Consider the following 16,897-nt stretch of genomic DNA (forward strand, 5'->3'; position numbering starts at 1 on the left):
TGGAGCAGCGGGTTCGCGGGCTGCGAACCCGGTGACCAGCAGCCACCGCGACGGAAAGACCAGTGCCAGTGCGATTCCCGCGAGCACCACCGTTCCGGCGAGGAGCGGCACGATCCATTCGATGGTTCAGCCGCACCGACGGGTCGCGTCGGTCATGGTCACCTTTCGTCGACGGCGAACGGAGGTGGTGGCCGGACCGAGCCTCAGGCGAGGGCGAGGAACAGCTTCTCGAGTTCGGCCTCGGTCATCGGTTCCCTGCCGTCCTCGGGCTCGCCGGTGAGGCATTCCCGTAGCCCGGTGGCCACGATCTTGAACCCGGCGCGATCCAGGGCGCGGGAGACCGCGGCGAGCTGGGTGACGACGTCCTTGCAGTCGCGTCCCTGCTCGATCATCGAGATCACCCCGGCGAGCTGCCCGTGGGCCCGGCGGAGCCGGTTGAGTACCAATGCAATGCTGTCTTCGTCGCCGACCATCATGGTTCCTTTCCTGAGACCTAATCACAGTATACCCCCCGGGGTACCAAGGGTGGGGTGGGTGCATTGTGTAATGCCCCACCCCACCCGCGGCCACGGTCCCGACGCTCAGTGGGAGAAGCTGATCTTCGGCAACACCTTGCGCAGCCAGGCCGGTGACCACCAGGCAGCGTGCCCGGTCAGGCGCAGCAGCACCGGCAGCAGGATCAGCCGGATCAGCACCGCGTCGAGGAGCACGGCGACCCCGAGGATGATGCCCATCTCCTTCGGGGGCAACGGGTCGGCGAGGGCGAAGGTGAAGAACACGGCGACCATCACCGCGGCGGCGGCGAAGATCACCCGACCGGAATGCGCCAGACCGTCGACGTGCGCGACCTTCGGATCCGCGGAACGTTCGTAGTGTTCCTTCGCGGTGGCCAGCAGGAACACGGTGTAATCCATGGCAATCGCGAAGATCATCGCGAAGAAGAACACCGGCCCCCACCCGTCCAGGAACCCCTGGGGGGTGAAGCCGAGCAGGCTCGCACCGTGACCGTCCTGGAAGACCAGCTTCGCGACCCCGAACGCGGCCGCAGTGGAGAGCAGGCTGACCACCGTGCCGAGGATCGCGATCAACGGGGCCTGCAACGCCACCAGCAGCAGCACGAACCCCAGGATCAAGATGATGCCCACGATCAGCGGGAAATAATCGTTCAGCGCCTGCTGCAGGTCCAGATTCTCCGCGGGCGCCCCGCCGACCAACGCGCCTGGGGGCAGATCCGCGCGCAGGGTGTCGAGGATGGTGCCCATTCGTGCGTCGGAGGGATCGACGGTGGGCATGGCCTGCAGCATCACGTAGCCACTACCGTCCGGTGCGGGCTGCGGCGGGGTCACCATGGCGATTCCGTCGGTTGCGGCGGCTGTCGTCCCGGTTTCCGTACCCTCCGCGGTGGGGGCGATGATCTGCAACATCCCCGGTGCCCCCTCGCCCATCTGGCCCTGAACGAGTTCGTAGCCCTGCCGGACCGGGGCATCGGTGGGCACCACTTCGATCGAGGGCATCGCGACCTTCAGCCCGAGCACGGGGACCGACAGCGCGATGAGCACGAGCAGCGAACCGATCGCGAACGGCCACGGGTGGCGATGTAGCAGCTCGCCCCAGGCGGCGAACCGCGGCGAGCGGTGCTGCTGCCTCTTCGCCCAGGGCAGCGAGCCGGCGTTGACCTTGCCGCCGAGCGTGCCCAGCACGGCGGGCAGCAACGTCAGGGTGGCCAGCAGGACGAAGAACACCGCCAGCATGATCCCGACGGCCATCGTGCGCACCGCCGGTGCCGGCACCAACAGCACAGCGGACAGGCTCACGAGCACGGTCAGCCCGGACAGGGCTACCGCCTTGCCCGCGGTGTCCATCGTCTCGGCCACCGCCGATCGTGGGTCACCACCGTTCTTCACCGCGTCCCGGAAGCGGGAGACGACGAACAGGGCGTAGTCGATGCCGAGGGCGAGGGCGAACATCATCGCGAAGTTCATCGCCCACACCGAGATCGGGGTGATCTCGTTGAGCAACACCAGCCCGCCTGCCGAGGCGACGAGCCCGGCCAGGGTCAACAGCAGTGGCAGCCCGGCGGCGGTGAGGGATCCGAACGCGAGCACCATGATCGCCAATGTCACCGGCCAGGAGAACAATTCGGCCTGAATCATCGCGTCGTGGTTGGCCTTGTTGAAGTCGCTCCACAGCGCGGACGCCCCGGTCGGGTACACCTCGATCCCGTCGCCGGACAGTGCCGTCAGCTCCGCCTTGTGCACGTCGACGGCCTTGACCATGTCGTCGGTGCTCGCGTTCGCGCCCGCAATGAGAATGCCGGTGTGCCCGTCCGGGCTGATCGACATTCCCGGCTGCGGCGTGATCACCGCCCCGAACCGGGTATCGCCTGCGAAGACGGCGCCGACCTCGCGGAGGGTCTGTTGAACCCGCGGGCTGTCGACGGTCTGGGAGTCCGAGTGCACGACCACCTGCACCGCCGCCGAGGAGTTACCGCCGAAGTGCTGCTCGGCGAGTTGACGCACCTGCACCGACTCCGAGCCGTTGGCCTGCCACCCGGCACCGGCCAGCGAGCCGAACACCGACGGCGCCGCCGCACCGAGCGCGACCAGCATGATCAACCACACCCCGAACACCATTTTGGTATGGGTGGCCATCGCCACGCCCATTCGGCCCAGCACCCCACTCTCGGCGGTGGTCGTGGTCGTGGGCTGGTCGCCGTCGACGGTGGTACTGCGGGTCATCTGCGGTCTCCTTGACGATCTGAGAGGAACAATCTGGTCGATACAGGGGCGGGGCGATCAGCGGTGGGCACATGAGCCGCCATCACCGGTGTCGAGGAGCCGGCCCGCCGCGGCCCACCCGGAGGTGCCCCCGGCCACCGACACCGCGGGCCGTCCGACAGTCATGAGGATTCGTGCCCCCTGCACGCTCCGGTTCCCGGACGCACAGATCACGTACTCCACCGCGCCGGCCGGGATCTCCGTTACCCGGTCGCCAAGCTGTCCCAACGGCAGCAATTGCGCGCCGGGCACGTGCGCATTCCGGTATTCCCACGGCTCTCGAACGTCGACGACGGGCGCTCCCGCCGCCCACGCGTCGGCGAATTCACCGATCTCGATTTCACGCATGACACACCCTTCATACCCTAGGGGGTATTGAACATGGTCGACTATGTTACCCATGGGGGTATCCATGCAGTCCTTCGGGTGGCGGGCGCCGGCGACGTTGGTGCGCATCGCTGGCGCATACCCGCTTCCCTGATCGCCGGCGCGAGCGCGGGCTCCTCGGTTACCCGCGGCAGCAGCCCGATCTGCCGGTTGGGGTTGACCGCTCGATCCGCGGGCGGGGAGTTACAGGTGCCGAGGGTGGCATTGCGTGCCGTCCTCTCGCCGAGCTTCGCCGGCGCGCCCCCCTGCATGTCGATCTCGGTGCGGCCGAATCCCTGCTCCGCCGACGAAGCCTGGTTCTCGTCGACGGCACCCTCGAGTGCGCGGTGGCCGGCAGTGGAGGTGGCGAGGGTCTGTCGGTGGGGCGGGTGGGTCGTGCGGTCAGCGGCCGAAGAGTGTGCTGAAGAATCCGGATTTCGCCGGGGGAGCGGAATTGTCCTCGCAGGTGCATTTCTGGGATTCGGGCACGGCCTTCATGACACCGTCGACGTGTGCACCGCAGCCTCCCCACGTTGTCTTTCCGCAGCCGGGGCACGTAACTGGATAACACATGGTGGGTTCCTCCTCGGAATGCCGCTGATCGTAACGAAACAAACTATACCCCTAGGGGTATCTATTCGCGGGAGATGTGCGGATGGCCACACCTGTCCTGTGCCGGCTTCTTCCCACCTTGGCATCGACAGTCATTGAGCGGCAACGGATCCGGGTCGCGGCGGTTCCGGTCGGATCCGCGGTGGCGCACAGTGCCTCAGTCTGCCCAGCCGCCTGGTGGGCGCTCGGCGGGAATCGCTGTGATTCCAGCTATCGTCCGGGCGGATTGTTCTCGTGGCCAGGTTCCTGATCGGCGTGGAACTCGTTGAACGCGGCGAATGCTCGGGGTCCGTACACGGTGGCGGGCCCACCGTTCATCAGAATCGCGACGCCGATTGCCTCCGCTGCTTCCTGTGGTGTGCTGCCGTGCTCGGCGGCGCCGCGCGCGTGTGCGGCGATGCAGCCATCGCATTGCTTGCTCACGGCGATCGCGAGGGCGATCAGTTCTTTGGTCTTGGCGTCCAAAGCCCCGGGTGCCAGGGCGGCTTCGTGCAGTTGCCCGTAACCGGCGTAGACCTGCGGGATCGTGTGGCGCAGTGCCCGGGCGGGCCCCCGAAGTTCCTGTTGGACGGCCTTGCCGTAGTCCATGCTCTACCTCCGATTATTGGTGCTTGCGTTCGGTATCGATCTCATCGGCTCGAGGTCCGGCACGGGACGGGATCGAAAGCACCACCGGGACGGTGCAATCGGCGTGGACGAAACTGCCGTCGTCATCGAAGTGCCTCTTCTCCGGCGGGGCACCAGGTTCCTGCTCTTGTCAGGGTGGCAGGGGACCACGGACCGCGCCAGGGCCGTTGGTCCCCGGGAGCGACCGGGGACATCGCCCGGCAGGAGGCTCCTCCCAGCGACGGCCACCGATCGGGGAACCAGATCGCCGCGTCGGCTCGCGCACCGTCATCGGGTCTGCTCGCCGGAGAGTTCGGCGGTGACGTGTGGGACGGGTATGGGCGGCACCTCACTGATCGGGTCGGTGCTGTTGAGGGGCCCGGGAATGAGACCGCTATGCCTGCCCCGCTGCGGCAGGTTGTTGTGCGAGCGTGGCGTGTACTGCGGCCATGTCGAGCGCCTTGATCTGGGAGATCAACTCCTCGAGGGCCGCGGGCGGCAAAGCTCCGGGTTGCGAATACACGAGCACCCCGTCGCGGAATGCCATGATCGTCGGGATCGAGCGGATTCCCGCGGCCGCGGCGATGTGCTGCTCGGCTTCGGTGTCGACCTTGGCGTGCACGATATCGGGGTGTTTGCGGGACGACTGTTCGAAGGTGGGCGCGAAGGCCCGGCACGGGCCGCACCACGACGCCCAGAAGTCGACGAGCACGATGGCGTTGTCGGTGATCGTGGATGCGAAGTCCGTGTGGGTGAGGTTTTTGGTGGTCATGAGGGATCCTTTCCGTGGGGGTGCTTATCGAGGGAGCGTCAGGCCGACACCTGCTGTGCGGCCCATGCGTTGTAGCCGCCGACGAGATCGCTGACCCGCTCGATACCGCGGGCGCGGAGCAGCGATGCGGCGACGCTCGAACGCCATCCACCGGCACAGTGCACCACGATCGGCTTGCCAGTCGGCAGCTCTTCGGCTCGGGACCGCAACTGCGCCAACGGAACCGGGATCGCACCGGGGATGACGCCGGAGTCGCGTTCGCCGGGGTTGCGGATGTCGACCAGGGTGATCGCATCGTCGGCGCGCAGCCGGTCGAGTTCGGTGACGGTGGTGCGCGGCGCCGTCTGGACGAGGTCGGCGAGTGCGGTGGGGAGGATGCCGTCGGTGTGGGTGCCCAGGTAGCCGATCACGTTGTCCGAGCCGATCCGGGCCAGGCGCATCGCCGCGTCCTGTTCCTCGCCCGGGTAGGTGATCAGCACGATCGCCTCGCCGACCTCGGCGACCATGCCGCCGGTTTCGGCGAACCGGCCGTCGAAGCCGACGTTGACCGCACCGCGCAAGTGTCCGGCGGCGAAGTCGTCGACGGTGCGGGCATCGAGCACCCGGGTGCCGGCGGCGAGTTCGGCGCGCACCCGGTCCGCGGACAGTTCCGGGATCCGACGGTGCTGGTCGAGCGCCGGGTGGGTGGACTTGTTCAGGGCCGCGTCCACCGAGAAGTACGCCGGTACCGCGGGCTGGCCGTCGGTGATCAACGCGACGAATGCGTCCTCGCTCATCGGCTGAGCCGACGCGTTGGTGCGCCGTTGTTCCCCGATGGTCGAGGTGAGCTCCGCGGACAGGTTCTTGCCACAGGAGGAGCCGGCGCCGTGCGCGGGCATCACCGTCACGCCGTCGGGCAGGGCCAGTAGCGTGTCGTGCACCGTGTGGTACATCGCGCGGGCCAGGTCCGTGGTGGAGCCGTCGCCGAGGTTGACCAGGTCGGGCCGACCGACATCGCCGATGAACAGCGAATCCCCGGTCAGGACCGCGGTCGCGGTGGCGTCCGCGGTTTCCCGGACCAGGACGCTGATCGATTCCCAGGTGTGGCCGGGGGTGGAGAGGATTTCGAGGTCGACTCGCCCGAGGGAAATGTGCTCGCCGTGCGCGAGGCGACGGATCGGGTAGTCGGTCTCGGCGGCCTCGCCGAAGCCGATCCAGGCGCCGGTGGCCTCGACCAATTCGAGGTGCCCGGAGACGAAGTCGGCGTGGAAGTGGGTGTTGATCACCCCGTCGATGGTCAGCCCGTACGTGCGGGCGTCGTCGAGGTACTCGGTGATGTCGCGGCGCGGGTCGACCACGACGGCTCGCCCGGTGGATTCGTCTCCGATCAGGTACGAGGCGTGGGACAGGCACTCGATGTAGTACTGCTCGAGAATCATCGTGGTCTCCTCCGAAGTTGGCAGGATCTTTCTCCTTGTCAACAAGACTGCCATATACCCCATGGGGTATGCAAGTACCCCTGGGGGTATATGTCAGGCTCTTGGCGAAATGCCCCCGCCGGTTTCAATCGGCCAGTGGCCACGACAAGGAAGTCGATGCCTCTGCGTCCGGCATGGGCGTCCGGCGCGCCGGTGGTGGTCGTGCGCGAAGGCTACGGGTCCGTGCGGGCCCATGTACCGGGTGTGCGGCTGATGCCGCTGGGGGAGGTGACTTCCTGGTCTCACCGAGGGCCGGCGGGGGAGATGGTGTGCGTGTATCCGGGGGCGCAGCCTGGTCGCGCACCGATCTCACCGGCGCGGCGCGGCGTGCGGTTGGGCCGCTTGTCCCGACGTCCCGCGGGGTCAGCCGCGGATGGCGCCGTCCAATGCTGCGTGGTCGGCCAGATCCTCGGCCAAGAACTCTCGGAGCAGGTCCACTGCTTGCACAATCTTTTGGCTGCGTAGCGAGTAGAAGACGTTGTTCTTGACGCGGCGCGTCGTCACGATGCCGCGCTCACGCAGGATGGTCAGATGCTGGCTGGCGTTGGACTGGCTGATGCCGGTTGCCTCGCAGAGTTCTCCGACGCTCAGTTCACGGTCGCGAAGTTCGTTGATGATGAGAAGGCGCTTGGGGTCGGCAATGGCTTTGCAGACCCTGGCGTGGAGTTCTTGTAGTTGTGCCGCGATGTCTTGGTCCATCACCCCTCCAAACCGGGCCTCGGAAGCTGATTATAGGTGCGGCCCGCGTGCCTGCTCGGTCAGGCGTCGGTGAGGAGCAGCAGCGCAAGGGCGGACACCGCGAGGACGACGGCACCGGCTGCGATGAGGCGTACGAGGCCGGGGGCTGGCGGCGGCTCACCGGCTCCCACCTTGTTCACGATCCGCACATACCGCTGTTCCGACAGCACGAGTAGCAGCAGCGCGGCCGACAGGCCGGCGAGTCCTGGAACAGCCACTGGGAGATTGCCTGCGGCGAGGTGTAGCAGCAACGCCGACACGCCACCGACACCGAGGGCGGTCCGCTGCCATGCCATGGCGGTCCGCTCGGCCTGCAGGCCGACGTCGACGGCCGGTTCCTTCCTGCGACGATGCGGCAGCAGCCAACCGGTCAGCATCGGCTGCGACCCTCAGGTCTCGACCAGGTCGACTACGGTCAGCACCAGCGCCGCCAGGGCTCCCAGTGCGAGCATCGCGGCCACCAGCCTCGGCATCGGCGAGTAGGGCAGCTGTTCGCCGAGCCGCATGGCGCGTTCGTTGCGTTCCCAGTGGGTGTAGGACACGGCGCTGAGCGCGCCGCCGAGGCTGATCAGCACGAAGCCCAGTCCGTGGCGGATCGCCGTGGGGCCGGGGACGAACTGGACGACGGCGACCCCGGCTGCCATCAGGGCCAGTGCGGTGCGGACCCAGGCCAGGAAGGTGCGTTCGTTGGCGAGGGTGAACCGGTAGTCGGGATGCTCGCCGACCTCGTGCAGTGGGGTTCTCCCGGGGCGTGCCGGCCGGCGGGGAGAGCTGGTCACGATGTCGCCGTCAGTGAGGTGGATGCCGCGCACTGATTGCGTCCGACGTCGAGGACCTCGATCTCGTCGTCCCCTGGGGTGATCTGTCCGGCGTTCACGCGGCGGATCGTGTCGTAGGCCTGCGGCGCTGCGGGTAGGGAACTGACGATCTGCTCGACGAACCGTTCGATGGCCCGCTCGTTGAGCAAGGTGGCGGTGAAGACCTCTTCGAGGGTGGTGGTGACGAGCCCGTCGGCGTTGATCTCTTCGCTGGTGGACCAGTGCGCCGGGGCAATGATCGTGCGTGGATCGAGAGGTCGAAGCCGCTCGTGCACGCTGCGGAAGAGATCGCGGGCGAGTTCCTCGGCCTGACCGGTCAGGTCGGGCCGTCCGAGCCCGCGAACGAAGACGGTGTCCCCCACGAGCAGTACCGTCTCGCTGACCAACAGCGCGGTGGTGCCGGGGGTATGTCCCGGCAGGTGCATCGTCATGGCGCGGACCATGGCGGAGCCGAGGTCGAGCTGGTCGCCGTCTTTGAGGGGCCGGTTGGGAAACGGAACGATGCCACCGGCGTCCTCCGGCGGCAGGTGGTACTCGGCGCCGAGCCGGGCGGCCACGGCGGGGCCACCGCTGATGTGGTCGGCATGGACGTGGGTGTCCACGACGTGTGTGACGGCCATGTCGTGAACCTGTGCGAGCTCCAGGTAAGCGTCGGGAGACCGGGTGGGGTCGACGATGACGGCGTTGCCGCCGGGAACTCCGACGAGGTAGGACAGGCACGCCTTCGCGGGTCGCTGGAACTGCCACACCCGCACGTCCCCGGGCAATCCGGTGATCTCGACGGGGACGAGAAGCCGGTTCCAGGCGTCGGTTCCGCCCGCCAGGGAGCGGGTGCGCACTCCGAGGGCCTCGAACTCTTCGGCGACCAGTTCGGAGCCGTTTCCCTGCCCGCAGACGATCACCGCACCCTCGCGGGTGGCGGCGGCCTGCTCCTCGAGTTCCTCCATCACCCGGTACACCGGGACGTGGCGGGTGGGGACGGGCCGCGGGCCTTCCACCTTGCCGGCCCGGAAGTCGTCGGTGCTGCGGACGTCGAGGATCTCGGTGACGGTGCCGGCCTGGATCTCGCGAAACAGTTCCGTCGAGGTGATGGTGTCAGCCACGTGTCCTCCCAAGGTGCACGGATGTCGGGTGGTCTTCCACATATTCGATACGACGCGAAGAGGCATCTTGCAGTATGCGCATATACGAATGTAGTGTTTTGGATCACAGTTAGCAATGTCTGCGCGAAGGCCCTCACGAGGTCTCCTGGGCAGCCAGCCGAGAAAGGGGCCGGCGCATGTCCGACAGCCCGCAGCACGATGACGATGTCATCCCGGAGAGCATGACGATCGTGGCCTGGAGTGGTGACCTGGACAAGATGTGGCCGACGCTGATCCTGGGGTCGACCGGTGCCGCGTACGGCATGTCCACCACGATTTTCTTCACGTTCTGGGGGCTCTTCCCGCTGGTGCGTGACGACGTCAGGATCACCGGCACCAACGCGATGACCAAGGCACTGGCAGGGATGAACCGGCCGGGGATGAGCCACATGAAGCTGTCCAAACTTCACATGGCCGGCGCCGGTCCATGGATGTTGAAGAAGCTGGCGCGGGGCCAGAATGTGGCCCTTCCGACGGACCTGGTGCAGATGTGCACCGAGCTGGGCGTGAACCTGTGGCCGTGCGAGATGAGCATGGAGTTGCTCGGCCTGCGCCGCGACCAGCTCATCGACGGTGTCGGCGAGCCCGTCGGTGCCGCCACCGCGCTGTCCGCGATGAGCAAGTCCCAGATCAACCTCTTCATCTGACCCGCCGCATTCAGGGAGCCCGCCGTGAATTATCAGATCGACGTCACCATCGACGCCAAGGGCCAGAAGTGCCCGATGCCGGTGCTCCTCGCCTCGCGTGCGGCCCGGAAACTCGAGTCCGGGCAGATCTTGCTCGTCGAGGCCACCGACGGTGGGTCGAGGACCGACATCCCGTCGTGGGCGAAGGACACCGGGAACGAACTGCTGGAGCGCACCAGCGAGGACGGCGTCTACCGCTACATCATCCGGAAGAAGTGAGGTCGGTGCGCTACGGCTTCGCCATCGACCAACGCACCTGCATCGGCTGTCACGCGTGCACGGTGGCGTGTAAGACCGAGCACGAGGTGCCGGTCGGGCAGTTCCGCACCTGGGTGAAGTACGTCGACACCGGCGAGTTCCCGGACACCACCCGCTCCTTCGGGGTGATGCGCTGCAACCACTGCACCGACGCCCCGTGCGTGAAGATCTGCCCCACTCAGGCACTGTTCAAGCGCGACGACGGCATCGTCGACTTCGACAACGAGCGCTGCATCGGCTGCAAGAGCTGCATGCAGGCCTGCCCCTACGACGCCCTCTACATCGACGACAACACCCACACCGCAGCCAAATGCAACCTGTGCGCGCATCGGATCGACAACGACATGGAGCCCGCCTGCGTGGTGGTCTGCCCCACTCACTCGATCTGGGTCGGCGACCTCGACGACCCGACGAGCGGCATCGCCCGCTTGATCGGTACCCACGAGACCACGGTGCGCTCCCCGGAGCAGAACACCGGGCCCAACGTCTTCTACCTCGGCGCCGACCACGCTGTCCTCGACCCGCTGGCCGCACCGGTCGCCGACACCTACCTGTGGGCGAAACCGGACGCGCAGCGCCTCGCGACCGCCGCCGATCTGCCCGGCGACCCCACCACCCGGGCGCGCACCACGCTGAACACCGCGCACCCCCGGCCGTGGGGGTGGCGGGTGACGACCTACCTGTGGACCAAGGCCGTGGCCGCCGGCGCGCTGGCCATCGCCGGGCTGGCCCACATCCTCGGCGTCGACCTGGGCTGGCTCGGCGCTTACGGCGCCCCCGCCGTCGCCCTGCTCGGCGCCGCCGCCACCGGGGCCCTGCTGATCTGGGACCTCAAGCGTCCCGAGCGGTTCCTCTACATCTTCCTCGAGTCCAACTGGACCTCATGGCTCGTCTGGGGCGCCTACGCCCTGGCCGCCTTCGCCGGCGGCGCGGTCCTGTGGATCCTCGCCGCCCTCCTCGAGATCGGCTGGGCCCAGACCGTGCTGGCCTGGCTCGCCATCCCATTCGGCGCGCTCGTCGCCGGCTACACCGGCTTCCTCTTCGGGCAGGCCGAGGGCCGCGACCTGTGGCAGTCGCCGCTGCTGTTCTGGCACCTGCTCGTGCAGGCTGGAATGGTCGGCTCCGGGGCCCTCCTCGTCATGGCACCGTTCGAGGACCTCTCCAGTGGTGCAATCGCTTTCCTCACGCGCGCGTTCGTGCTCTCGACGGGCCTGCACCTGATGATGCTGGGCATCGAGTACTCCAGCAGGCACGCCAGCCGCCAGGCGTCCGTGGCCGCGCACATCATCACGCACGGCCGCTACGCGCGACTGTTCTGGCTGGGAGCCATCGCCCCCGCGGTGCTGGCGGCCGCGCTGGCCGCGCCCGCGTGGACCGGGTCCGGCAGTGCCGTGCTCCTCGTCCTCGCGGGCCTGCTGGCCCAGGTCGCTCTCCTCGACTACGAGACGGCCTTCGTCCGGGCGGGCCAGGACCCGCCGCTCTCGTGAACGAACGACCACGCCGAAGGGACCAGCCATGACTGCCGAGACGGACCGCACACCGGCCTCGCCGGCGATGCCGGGCGAACGCACGCACGAACGGCTGCGGAACTTCCCGCCGGTCGAGAACTGGGACCACCACGTCGAATACGACGCCAAGGCGCACCCGCGCAAGGTGCCACACGAGTACATGCTGGTGCCCACCACGTGCTTCAACTGCGAGTCGGCCTGCGGACTGCTCGCCTACGTGGACAAGTCCGACATGTCCATCAAGAGGGTGGAGGGCAACCCCGCCCACCCGGGCTCGCGAGGGCGCAACTGCGCCAAGGGTCCCGCGACGATCAACCAGGTCAACGACCCCGAGCGGATCCTGCACCCGCTCAAGCGCGTCGGCACGCGCGGCAGCGGCCGGTGGGATCGGGTCAGCTGGGACGACGCGCTCGACGACATCGCGGCCCGGATCCGGGCCGCCATCGTCGAGGACCGCAGGGACGAGGTCATGTACCACGTCGGGCGGCCCGGCGAGGACGGCTTCGCCGAACGGTTCCTGCTGGCGTGGGGCGTAGACGGGCACAACAGCCACACCAACATCTGTTCCGCCGGCGCGCGGCTCGGCTACTCGCTCTGGGGCGGCTACGACCGGCCCTCGCCGGACTATGCGAACGCGAAGGTGATCCTGCTGATTTCGAGTCATCTCGAGGCCGGGCACTACTTCAACCCGCACGCGCAACGGATCATGGAGGGCAAGATCGAGGGCGGAGCCACGGTCGTCGTGCTCGATCCGCGGCTGTCGAACACGGCCTCCCACGCCGACCTCTGGATTGCCCCGTGGCCAGGAAGCGAGGCCGCGATCCTGCTGGCCGTCGCGGCGTACCTGCTCCGAACCGGCCAGATCGACCGGGCATTCATCCGCCGCTGGGTGAACTGGTCGACGTACATGACACGCCGCCACCCCGAGCACCCTGCCGACGACTTCGACCAGTTCATCCGCGCGTTGACCGAGGACTACGCCGGATACACCTTCGCCTACGCGGCGCAGGAGGCGCAGGTGCCCGAGGAGCAGATTGCCGAGCTAGCCCGGATCGTCGCCACCGCCGGTACAGCACTGTCGGCACACGTCTGGCGCGCCGCGGCGTCCGGCAACCTCGGCGGGTGGCAGGTGTCGCGGGCCCTGTTCTTCCTCAACGTGCTCACCGGCAGCGTCGGCACCAAGGGCGGCACCAGCCCCAACGGCTGGGACAAGATCATCGCCCACGGCCCCAACGTCCCCGAGGGACACCAGTCGTGGAACGAGATGATCTGGCCGGCGGAGTTCCCACTGTCGACCAACGAGATGTCGATCCTGCTGCCTCACCTGCTCGAGGACGGCCGCGGGAAGCTGTCGATGTACTTCTCCCGCGTCTACAACCCGGTGTGGACCAACCCCGACGGCTTCAGCTGGCTGAAGGCCCTGACCGACGAACAGCTCGTCGGCTGCCACGTCGCACTCACCCCGACGTGGTCGGAGACGGCGACGTTCGCGGACTACGTCCTGCCGATGGGGCACAGCACCGAACGGCACGACACCCAGTCCTACGAGCAGTACGCCGGCAAGTGGCTCGGATTCCGCCAGCCGGTCACCCGGGTGGCCATGGAGAAGATGGGCCGGCTCGTGTCCGACTCCCGTGAATCCAACCCGGGGGAGGTGTGGGAGGAGAACGAATTCTGGTTCGAGCTGTCCTGGCGCATCGACCCCGACGGCAGCCTCGGCATCCGGAAGTACTTCGAGTCGCCGTACCGGCCGGGCGAGAAGGTCACCGTCGACGAGTACTACCGCTGGGTCTTCGAAAACAGCGTGCCCGGCCTGCCACAAGCTGCCGCCGACCAGGGGCTGACCCCCTTGCAATACATGCGAAAGTACGGCGTGTTCGAGGTCGCCAAGGATGCCTATCGACTCGACGAGCGGCCACTGTCGGACGCCGAAACCGAAGGGGCGACCCCGGACGGCAACGGTGTGCTCCGCAAACCCGTCACCCTCGATTCGACCCCGCCGCTGGTCGGGGAGGCGGGTGCGGTGGGAGTCGTCCACGCGGACGGCAGCAGGACCGCCGGCTGGCTCACGCCGTCGCGCAAACTCGAGCTGTTCAGCGACACCATGGTCGACTTCGGGTGGGAGGAGTACGCCACACCCGGCTACATCGAGTCCCACGTCAGCTACCGCTCGATCGACCAGGCCAACAACGAGATTGTGCTGATGCCGACCTTCCGGCTCCCGACCCTGGTCCACACGCGATCAGGTAATGCCAAGTACCTCAACGAGATCAGCAACACCCATCCCCTGTGGATGAACAGCGTGGACGCCGGGCGCTTCGGGGTCGGCACGGGCGATCTGGTCCGGGTCAACACCGAGATCGGCTACTTCGTGGCCCGCGTCTGGTCCACCGAGGCGATCCGCCCCGGCGTCATGGGGCTCTCCCACCACATGGGCCGGTGGCGCACGTCCGAGAACGCGGGATCCCGGTGGGTGATGGGCCTGGTCGACCTCGGCAACGACGGCAACGGGGTGTGGAGGCTGCGCTACAAGGAAGGGGTGAAGCCGTTCCACAGTGACGACCCGGACAGCGACCGGATCTACTGGGACGACCCCGGCGTGCACCAGAACCTCGCATTCGCCGTGCATCCCGACCCGGTCTCGGGCATGCACTGCTGGCACCAGAAGGTGCGCGTCGAGAGAGCCCACGTGGACGACCGGTACGGCGATGTGGTGGTGGACACCCAGCGGTCCCGTGAGGTGTACCGCGCCTGGATGGACAACACCCGTCCCGGACCGAGCCGGTCCGGGCTGCGCCGTCCAGAGTTCATGATGCGCCCGGTCAAACCCCGCCGACGCGCCTTTCGATCGCCCGATGCGGAGGAGCGACCATGAGCCTGTTGTCGCGGAGGCGTGCCGACGCGAAGGTCGATCCGGCCGACGTGCGCACCGCGTTGGCACGCGTCGAGGATCCCGAGCTGCACCTGCCCCTCGAGGAGGCCGGGATGCTTGGCGAGGTGGAAGTTGACCGCTCCGGCGTCGCGCGGGTGACTGTCCGACTCACGACGCCCTCATGCCCACTGAAGGAGACCCTCACCACCGACGTCACCGCGGCAGTCCGCGCCATCGCCGGCGTCTCCGGCGTCGAGGTCGCCTTCGCGGCGATGGGCGAGGGCGAGCGTATGCGGCTCGCCGCACGCCTTCGCGGCGCCGGGCCACGGGGCGCCAACTCGTTCGGACTGGGTTCGGCAACCCAGGTGTATGCCGTGGCCTCCGGCAAGGGTGGCGTGGGTAAGTCCACGATCACGGCCAACCTTGCGGTGGCCCTGGTCCGGCAGGGGAAACGGGTCGGCATTCTCGACGCCGACGTCTGGGGATACTCCATCCCGCACCTGTTCGGGGTGCGCCGAGCGCCGGTCGCGCTGAAGGGACTGATGCTGCCCGTCGAGGCCTTCGGGGTCGCGTTGATGTCGGTGGGGTTCTTCGTCCGGGACGACGAGCCGGTCGTCTGGCGTGGCCCGATGCTGCACAAGGCGATCGAGCAGTTCTTGGACGATGTGTACTGGGGTGAACTCGATGTTCTGCTCATCGACCTCCCACCCGGCACCGGCGACGTGACGCTCTCGCTGCTCGAGCTCGTGCCCGACGCAGCGCTCATCGTCGTCACCACACCGCAGCCGGCGGCCCAGACCGTCGCCCAGCGGGTCGGCCGGATGGCCCGCGACTCACGGATGCCGGTCGCCGGCGTCGTGGAGAACATGTCCGCGATGATCTGCTCGTCGTGCCACGAGAGCACCCCGCTGTTCGGCGCCGGAGGTGGTCAGCGTCTCGCCGAGGCCATCGCCGCACCGCTCCTGGGGCAGGTGCCACTCGACATCGAACTGCGCGAGGCGGGCGATGCCGGGGTCCCGGCGATGATCGCGGCCCCGCAAGCCGCCTCCGTCACACAGATCCGGCAGATCGCGACATCCCTGCCGATCCTGCGGCGAAGTCTCGTCGGCCGGTCCCTCCCGTTGACCGTCCCGCACGGCGGACACCCCGACTGACGACCCAGTGCACGATCTCGCCCCCCGAAAACCGGTGGACGATAGTTGTGCGCCACGGCGGAGAGGTCCCGCAGCCAGAAGACCGCCCAGGCACGACGCCCGGTATCGGACCTCACGGGCATCAGCACGAACAGCGGATCGCGTGAGCGACACGCGCTGTATGCCAACGCAATGGTTGGCATCGACCGAGCACACGCGCTCCGGTCCGGCGACTGGTGCGCCCGCCGAAAACGCAGCGAGAGAGGTGGTTTGAGATGCTCCACCACCAGCTCGAGAACCCCGGTACCGGGCGATTTCTGTGCACCAGCCCTGGGCGGGTGGCGATCGCGGGGGACTGGCACGCCAACACGGCATGCGGTGTCGTGGCCATCGCACATGCGGCGAAACGCAACGCCGACGTCCTGATCCACCTCGGGGATTTCGGCTTCGCGTTCACCGATGCCTATCTCGATGCGCTCGACCGTGCGCTCGACGATCGACTTGGACGGGTCACCGTCGTCGCCGAACCTGCGCACCCCCGAGCCGAAGAGCTGACAGAGCGGGCCGGGACTGGCCAATCCCGCATCACACGAGGGACGCAGGGAGGCTTCTGGTCGTACTGATCCAGACGCCTCATTCCAGCAGGCTGTGTCTTGCCCGACATCGGTCAGGCGAGGATCGAGACTGGCCAGCAGCGCGCGGTTGACCGCGTCTGGTGGCCACCACCGCGGGAATTGCGATCGGCACGCACCTTCAGTCACGGCGCAGGAGGCGACGCGATGATGGTGTGGTGGATCGAGTGCGTCGGCAGCGATAGGGGCGATCGCCCGATTCGGTGTGGATGGGGCGATCAAACACCGGCGGACGTCGGAGTTTCCGTGGGCGACGGCGATCGTCAACGTGACCGGCGCTGCTCCTCGGGTTCGTAGCCGGATTGGTTCCCTTTTCACGATGTCTTGCTGGAAATTCAGCTGATCGTGGGTGTCGGGTTCTGCGGCGGGTACACGACCTTCAGTACCGCCAGTTTCGAGACCGTGCGGCTGATCCCACGCCAGCGGTACGCCACCCGGCGTCGCGCGGTCGGCACCCTGCTGGTGACCGTCGCCGGCAGTGCCGGTCTCGCCCTGGCTGATGGGGTGTGAGGAGAAGACG

The 16,897-nt window shown here is 67.8% G+C and carries 18 protein-coding genes and 1 pseudogene; 7 read left to right on the forward strand and 12 right to left on the reverse strand.

What is annotated here, in order from left to right:
* Positions 1 to 203: 203 nt before the first annotated feature.
* The 12 genes from QM806_RS07045 to QM806_RS07090 form a co-directional block, all read right to left on the reverse strand.
* Positions 204 to 473: a metal-sensitive transcriptional regulator gene (locus QM806_RS07045; protein WP_005571934.1), complete on the reverse strand. Its 270-nt coding sequence runs from the start codon at positions 471 to 473 to the stop codon at positions 204 to 206.
* A 108-nt stretch (positions 474 to 581) separates the two neighbouring features.
* Positions 582 to 2,738: an MMPL family transporter gene (locus QM806_RS07050; RefSeq protein WP_169693421.1), complete on the reverse strand. Its 2,157-nt coding sequence runs from the start codon at positions 2,736 to 2,738 to the stop codon at positions 582 to 584.
* Positions 2,739 to 2,795: 57 nt separating this feature from the next.
* Positions 2,796 to 3,125, reverse strand: coding sequence for a rhodanese-like domain-containing protein (locus QM806_RS07055; RefSeq protein ID WP_054247917.1), 330 nt, complete (start codon positions 3,123 to 3,125; stop codon positions 2,796 to 2,798).
* A 41-nt stretch (positions 3,126 to 3,166) separates the two neighbouring features.
* Positions 3,167 to 3,598 (reverse strand): DUF302 domain-containing protein, encoded by a 432-nt coding sequence (locus QM806_RS41625; RefSeq protein ID WP_488175741.1) that lies wholly within the window; start codon positions 3,596 to 3,598, stop codon positions 3,167 to 3,169.
* Entirely contained in the window at positions 3,546 to 3,716 is a 171-nt protein-coding gene (locus QM806_RS41630; RefSeq protein WP_488175740.1) for a DUF8730 family Cys-rich protein, read from the reverse strand. The genes QM806_RS41625 and QM806_RS41630 overlap by 53 nt, the downstream gene beginning before the upstream one ends.
* A 249-nt stretch (positions 3,717 to 3,965) precedes the next feature.
* Positions 3,966 to 4,343, reverse strand: coding sequence for a carboxymuconolactone decarboxylase family protein (locus QM806_RS07060; protein WP_005571931.1), 378 nt, complete (start codon positions 4,341 to 4,343; stop codon positions 3,966 to 3,968).
* A gap of 412 nt (positions 4,344 to 4,755) precedes the next feature.
* Positions 4,756 to 5,133, reverse strand: a complete 378-nt coding sequence (gene trxA / locus QM806_RS07065) for a thioredoxin (RefSeq protein ID WP_005571929.1) — start codon at positions 5,131 to 5,133, stop codon at positions 4,756 to 4,758.
* Positions 5,134 to 5,171: 38 nt separating this feature from the next.
* Positions 5,172 to 6,551: an MBL fold metallo-hydrolase gene (locus QM806_RS07070; RefSeq protein WP_054247918.1), complete on the reverse strand. Its 1,380-nt coding sequence runs from the start codon at positions 6,549 to 6,551 to the stop codon at positions 5,172 to 5,174.
* Positions 6,552 to 6,953: 402 nt separating this feature from the next.
* Positions 6,954 to 7,289: an ArsR/SmtB family transcription factor gene (locus tag QM806_RS07075; RefSeq protein ID WP_005257448.1), complete on the reverse strand. Its 336-nt coding sequence runs from the start codon at positions 7,287 to 7,289 to the stop codon at positions 6,954 to 6,956.
* A 59-nt stretch (positions 7,290 to 7,348) separates the two neighbouring features.
* Positions 7,349 to 7,705 (reverse strand): DUF202 domain-containing protein, encoded by a 357-nt coding sequence (locus QM806_RS07080; RefSeq protein WP_054247919.1) that lies wholly within the window; start codon positions 7,703 to 7,705, stop codon positions 7,349 to 7,351.
* 12 nt (positions 7,706 to 7,717) lie between these two features.
* Positions 7,718 to 8,140, reverse strand: coding sequence for a YidH family protein (locus tag QM806_RS07085; RefSeq protein WP_054247920.1), 423 nt, complete (start codon positions 8,138 to 8,140; stop codon positions 7,718 to 7,720).
* Positions 8,104 to 9,249, reverse strand: a complete 1,146-nt coding sequence (locus tag QM806_RS07090) for an MBL fold metallo-hydrolase (RefSeq protein ID WP_054247921.1) — start codon at positions 9,247 to 9,249, stop codon at positions 8,104 to 8,106. Before QM806_RS07090 ends, QM806_RS07085 begins: the two co-directional genes overlap by 37 nt.
* Before the next feature lie 176 nt (positions 9,250 to 9,425).
* On the opposite strand from QM806_RS07090, the gene QM806_RS07095 reads away from it, so the two are divergent.
* The 7 genes and pseudogenes from QM806_RS07095 to QM806_RS07125 all read left to right on the forward strand — a co-directional run bounded on the left by QM806_RS07095 (position 9,426) and on the right by QM806_RS07125 (position 16,887).
* Entirely contained in the window at positions 9,426 to 9,935 is a 510-nt protein-coding gene (locus tag QM806_RS07095) for a DsrE/DsrF/DrsH-like family protein (RefSeq protein WP_005257442.1), read from the forward strand.
* Between the two features lie 24 nt (positions 9,936 to 9,959).
* Complete coding sequence (locus QM806_RS07100; RefSeq protein ID WP_005571921.1) at positions 9,960 to 10,193, forward strand: sulfurtransferase TusA family protein; 234 nt, start codon at positions 9,960 to 9,962, stop codon at positions 10,191 to 10,193.
* 5 nt (positions 10,194 to 10,198) lie between these two features.
* Entirely contained in the window at positions 10,199 to 11,719 is a 1,521-nt protein-coding gene (locus QM806_RS07105; protein WP_043792821.1) for a 4Fe-4S dicluster domain-containing protein, read from the forward strand.
* 28 nt (positions 11,720 to 11,747) lie between these two features.
* Positions 11,748 to 14,615 (forward strand): molybdopterin-dependent oxidoreductase, encoded by a 2,868-nt coding sequence (locus tag QM806_RS07110; protein WP_005571919.1) that lies wholly within the window; start codon positions 11,748 to 11,750, stop codon positions 14,613 to 14,615.
* The gene (locus QM806_RS07115) at positions 14,612 to 15,766 is read left to right on the forward strand and encodes an Mrp/NBP35 family ATP-binding protein (protein ID WP_005571918.1); all 1,155 of its coding nucleotides are present in this window, start codon (positions 14,612 to 14,614) and stop codon (positions 15,764 to 15,766) included. Before QM806_RS07110 ends, QM806_RS07115 begins: the two co-directional genes overlap by 4 nt.
* A 254-nt stretch (positions 15,767 to 16,020) precedes the next feature.
* Entirely contained in the window at positions 16,021 to 16,368 is a 348-nt protein-coding gene (locus tag QM806_RS07120; protein ID WP_054247923.1) for a hypothetical protein, read from the forward strand.
* A 190-nt stretch (positions 16,369 to 16,558) separates the two neighbouring features.
* Positions 16,559 to 16,887, forward strand: a pseudogene (locus QM806_RS07125) (fluoride efflux transporter FluC).
* The last annotated feature ends 10 nt before the right edge of the window (positions 16,888 to 16,897 follow it).

Origin of the sequence: Rhodococcus sp. IEGM 1351, from assembly GCF_030056875.1 — a bacterium.
Classification (GTDB): domain Bacteria; phylum Actinomycetota; class Actinomycetes; order Mycobacteriales; family Mycobacteriaceae; genus Rhodococcus_F; species Rhodococcus_F opacus.

Coding starts and splice junctions, on each gene's coding strand:
- QM806_RS07115 (WP_005571918.1), top strand. CDS start 14,612: ATGAGCCTGTTGTCGCGGAGGCGTGCCGACGCGAAGGTCGATCCGGCC.
- QM806_RS07110 (WP_005571919.1), top strand. CDS start 11,748: ATGACTGCCGAGACGGACCGCACACCGGCCTCGCCGGCGATGCCGGGC.
- QM806_RS07070 (WP_054247918.1), bottom strand. CDS start 6,551: ATGATTCTCGAGCAGTACTACATCGAGTGCCTGTCCCACGCCTCGTAC.
- QM806_RS07075 (WP_005257448.1), bottom strand. CDS start 7,289: ATGGACCAAGACATCGCGGCACAACTACAAGAACTCCACGCCAGGGTC.
- QM806_RS41630 (WP_488175740.1), bottom strand. CDS start 3,716: ATGTGTTATCCAGTTACGTGCCCCGGCTGCGGAAAGACAACGTGGGGA.
- QM806_RS07120 (WP_054247923.1), top strand. CDS start 16,021: ATGCTCCACCACCAGCTCGAGAACCCCGGTACCGGGCGATTTCTGTGC.
- QM806_RS07045 (WP_005571934.1), bottom strand. CDS start 473: ATGGTCGGCGACGAAGACAGCATTGCATTGGTACTCAACCGGCTCCGC.
- trxA (WP_005571929.1), bottom strand. CDS start 5,133: ATGACCACCAAAAACCTCACCCACACGGACTTCGCATCCACGATCACC.
- QM806_RS07060 (WP_005571931.1), bottom strand. CDS start 4,343: ATGGACTACGGCAAGGCCGTCCAACAGGAACTTCGGGGGCCCGCCCGG.
- QM806_RS07080 (WP_054247919.1), bottom strand. CDS start 7,705: ATGCTGACCGGTTGGCTGCTGCCGCATCGTCGCAGGAAGGAACCGGCC.
- QM806_RS07055 (WP_054247917.1), bottom strand. CDS start 3,125: ATGCGTGAAATCGAGATCGGTGAATTCGCCGACGCGTGGGCGGCGGGA.
- QM806_RS07095 (WP_005257442.1), top strand. CDS start 9,426: ATGTCCGACAGCCCGCAGCACGATGACGATGTCATCCCGGAGAGCATG.
- QM806_RS07050 (WP_169693421.1), bottom strand. CDS start 2,738: ATGACCCGCAGTACCACCGTCGACGGCGACCAGCCCACGACCACGACC.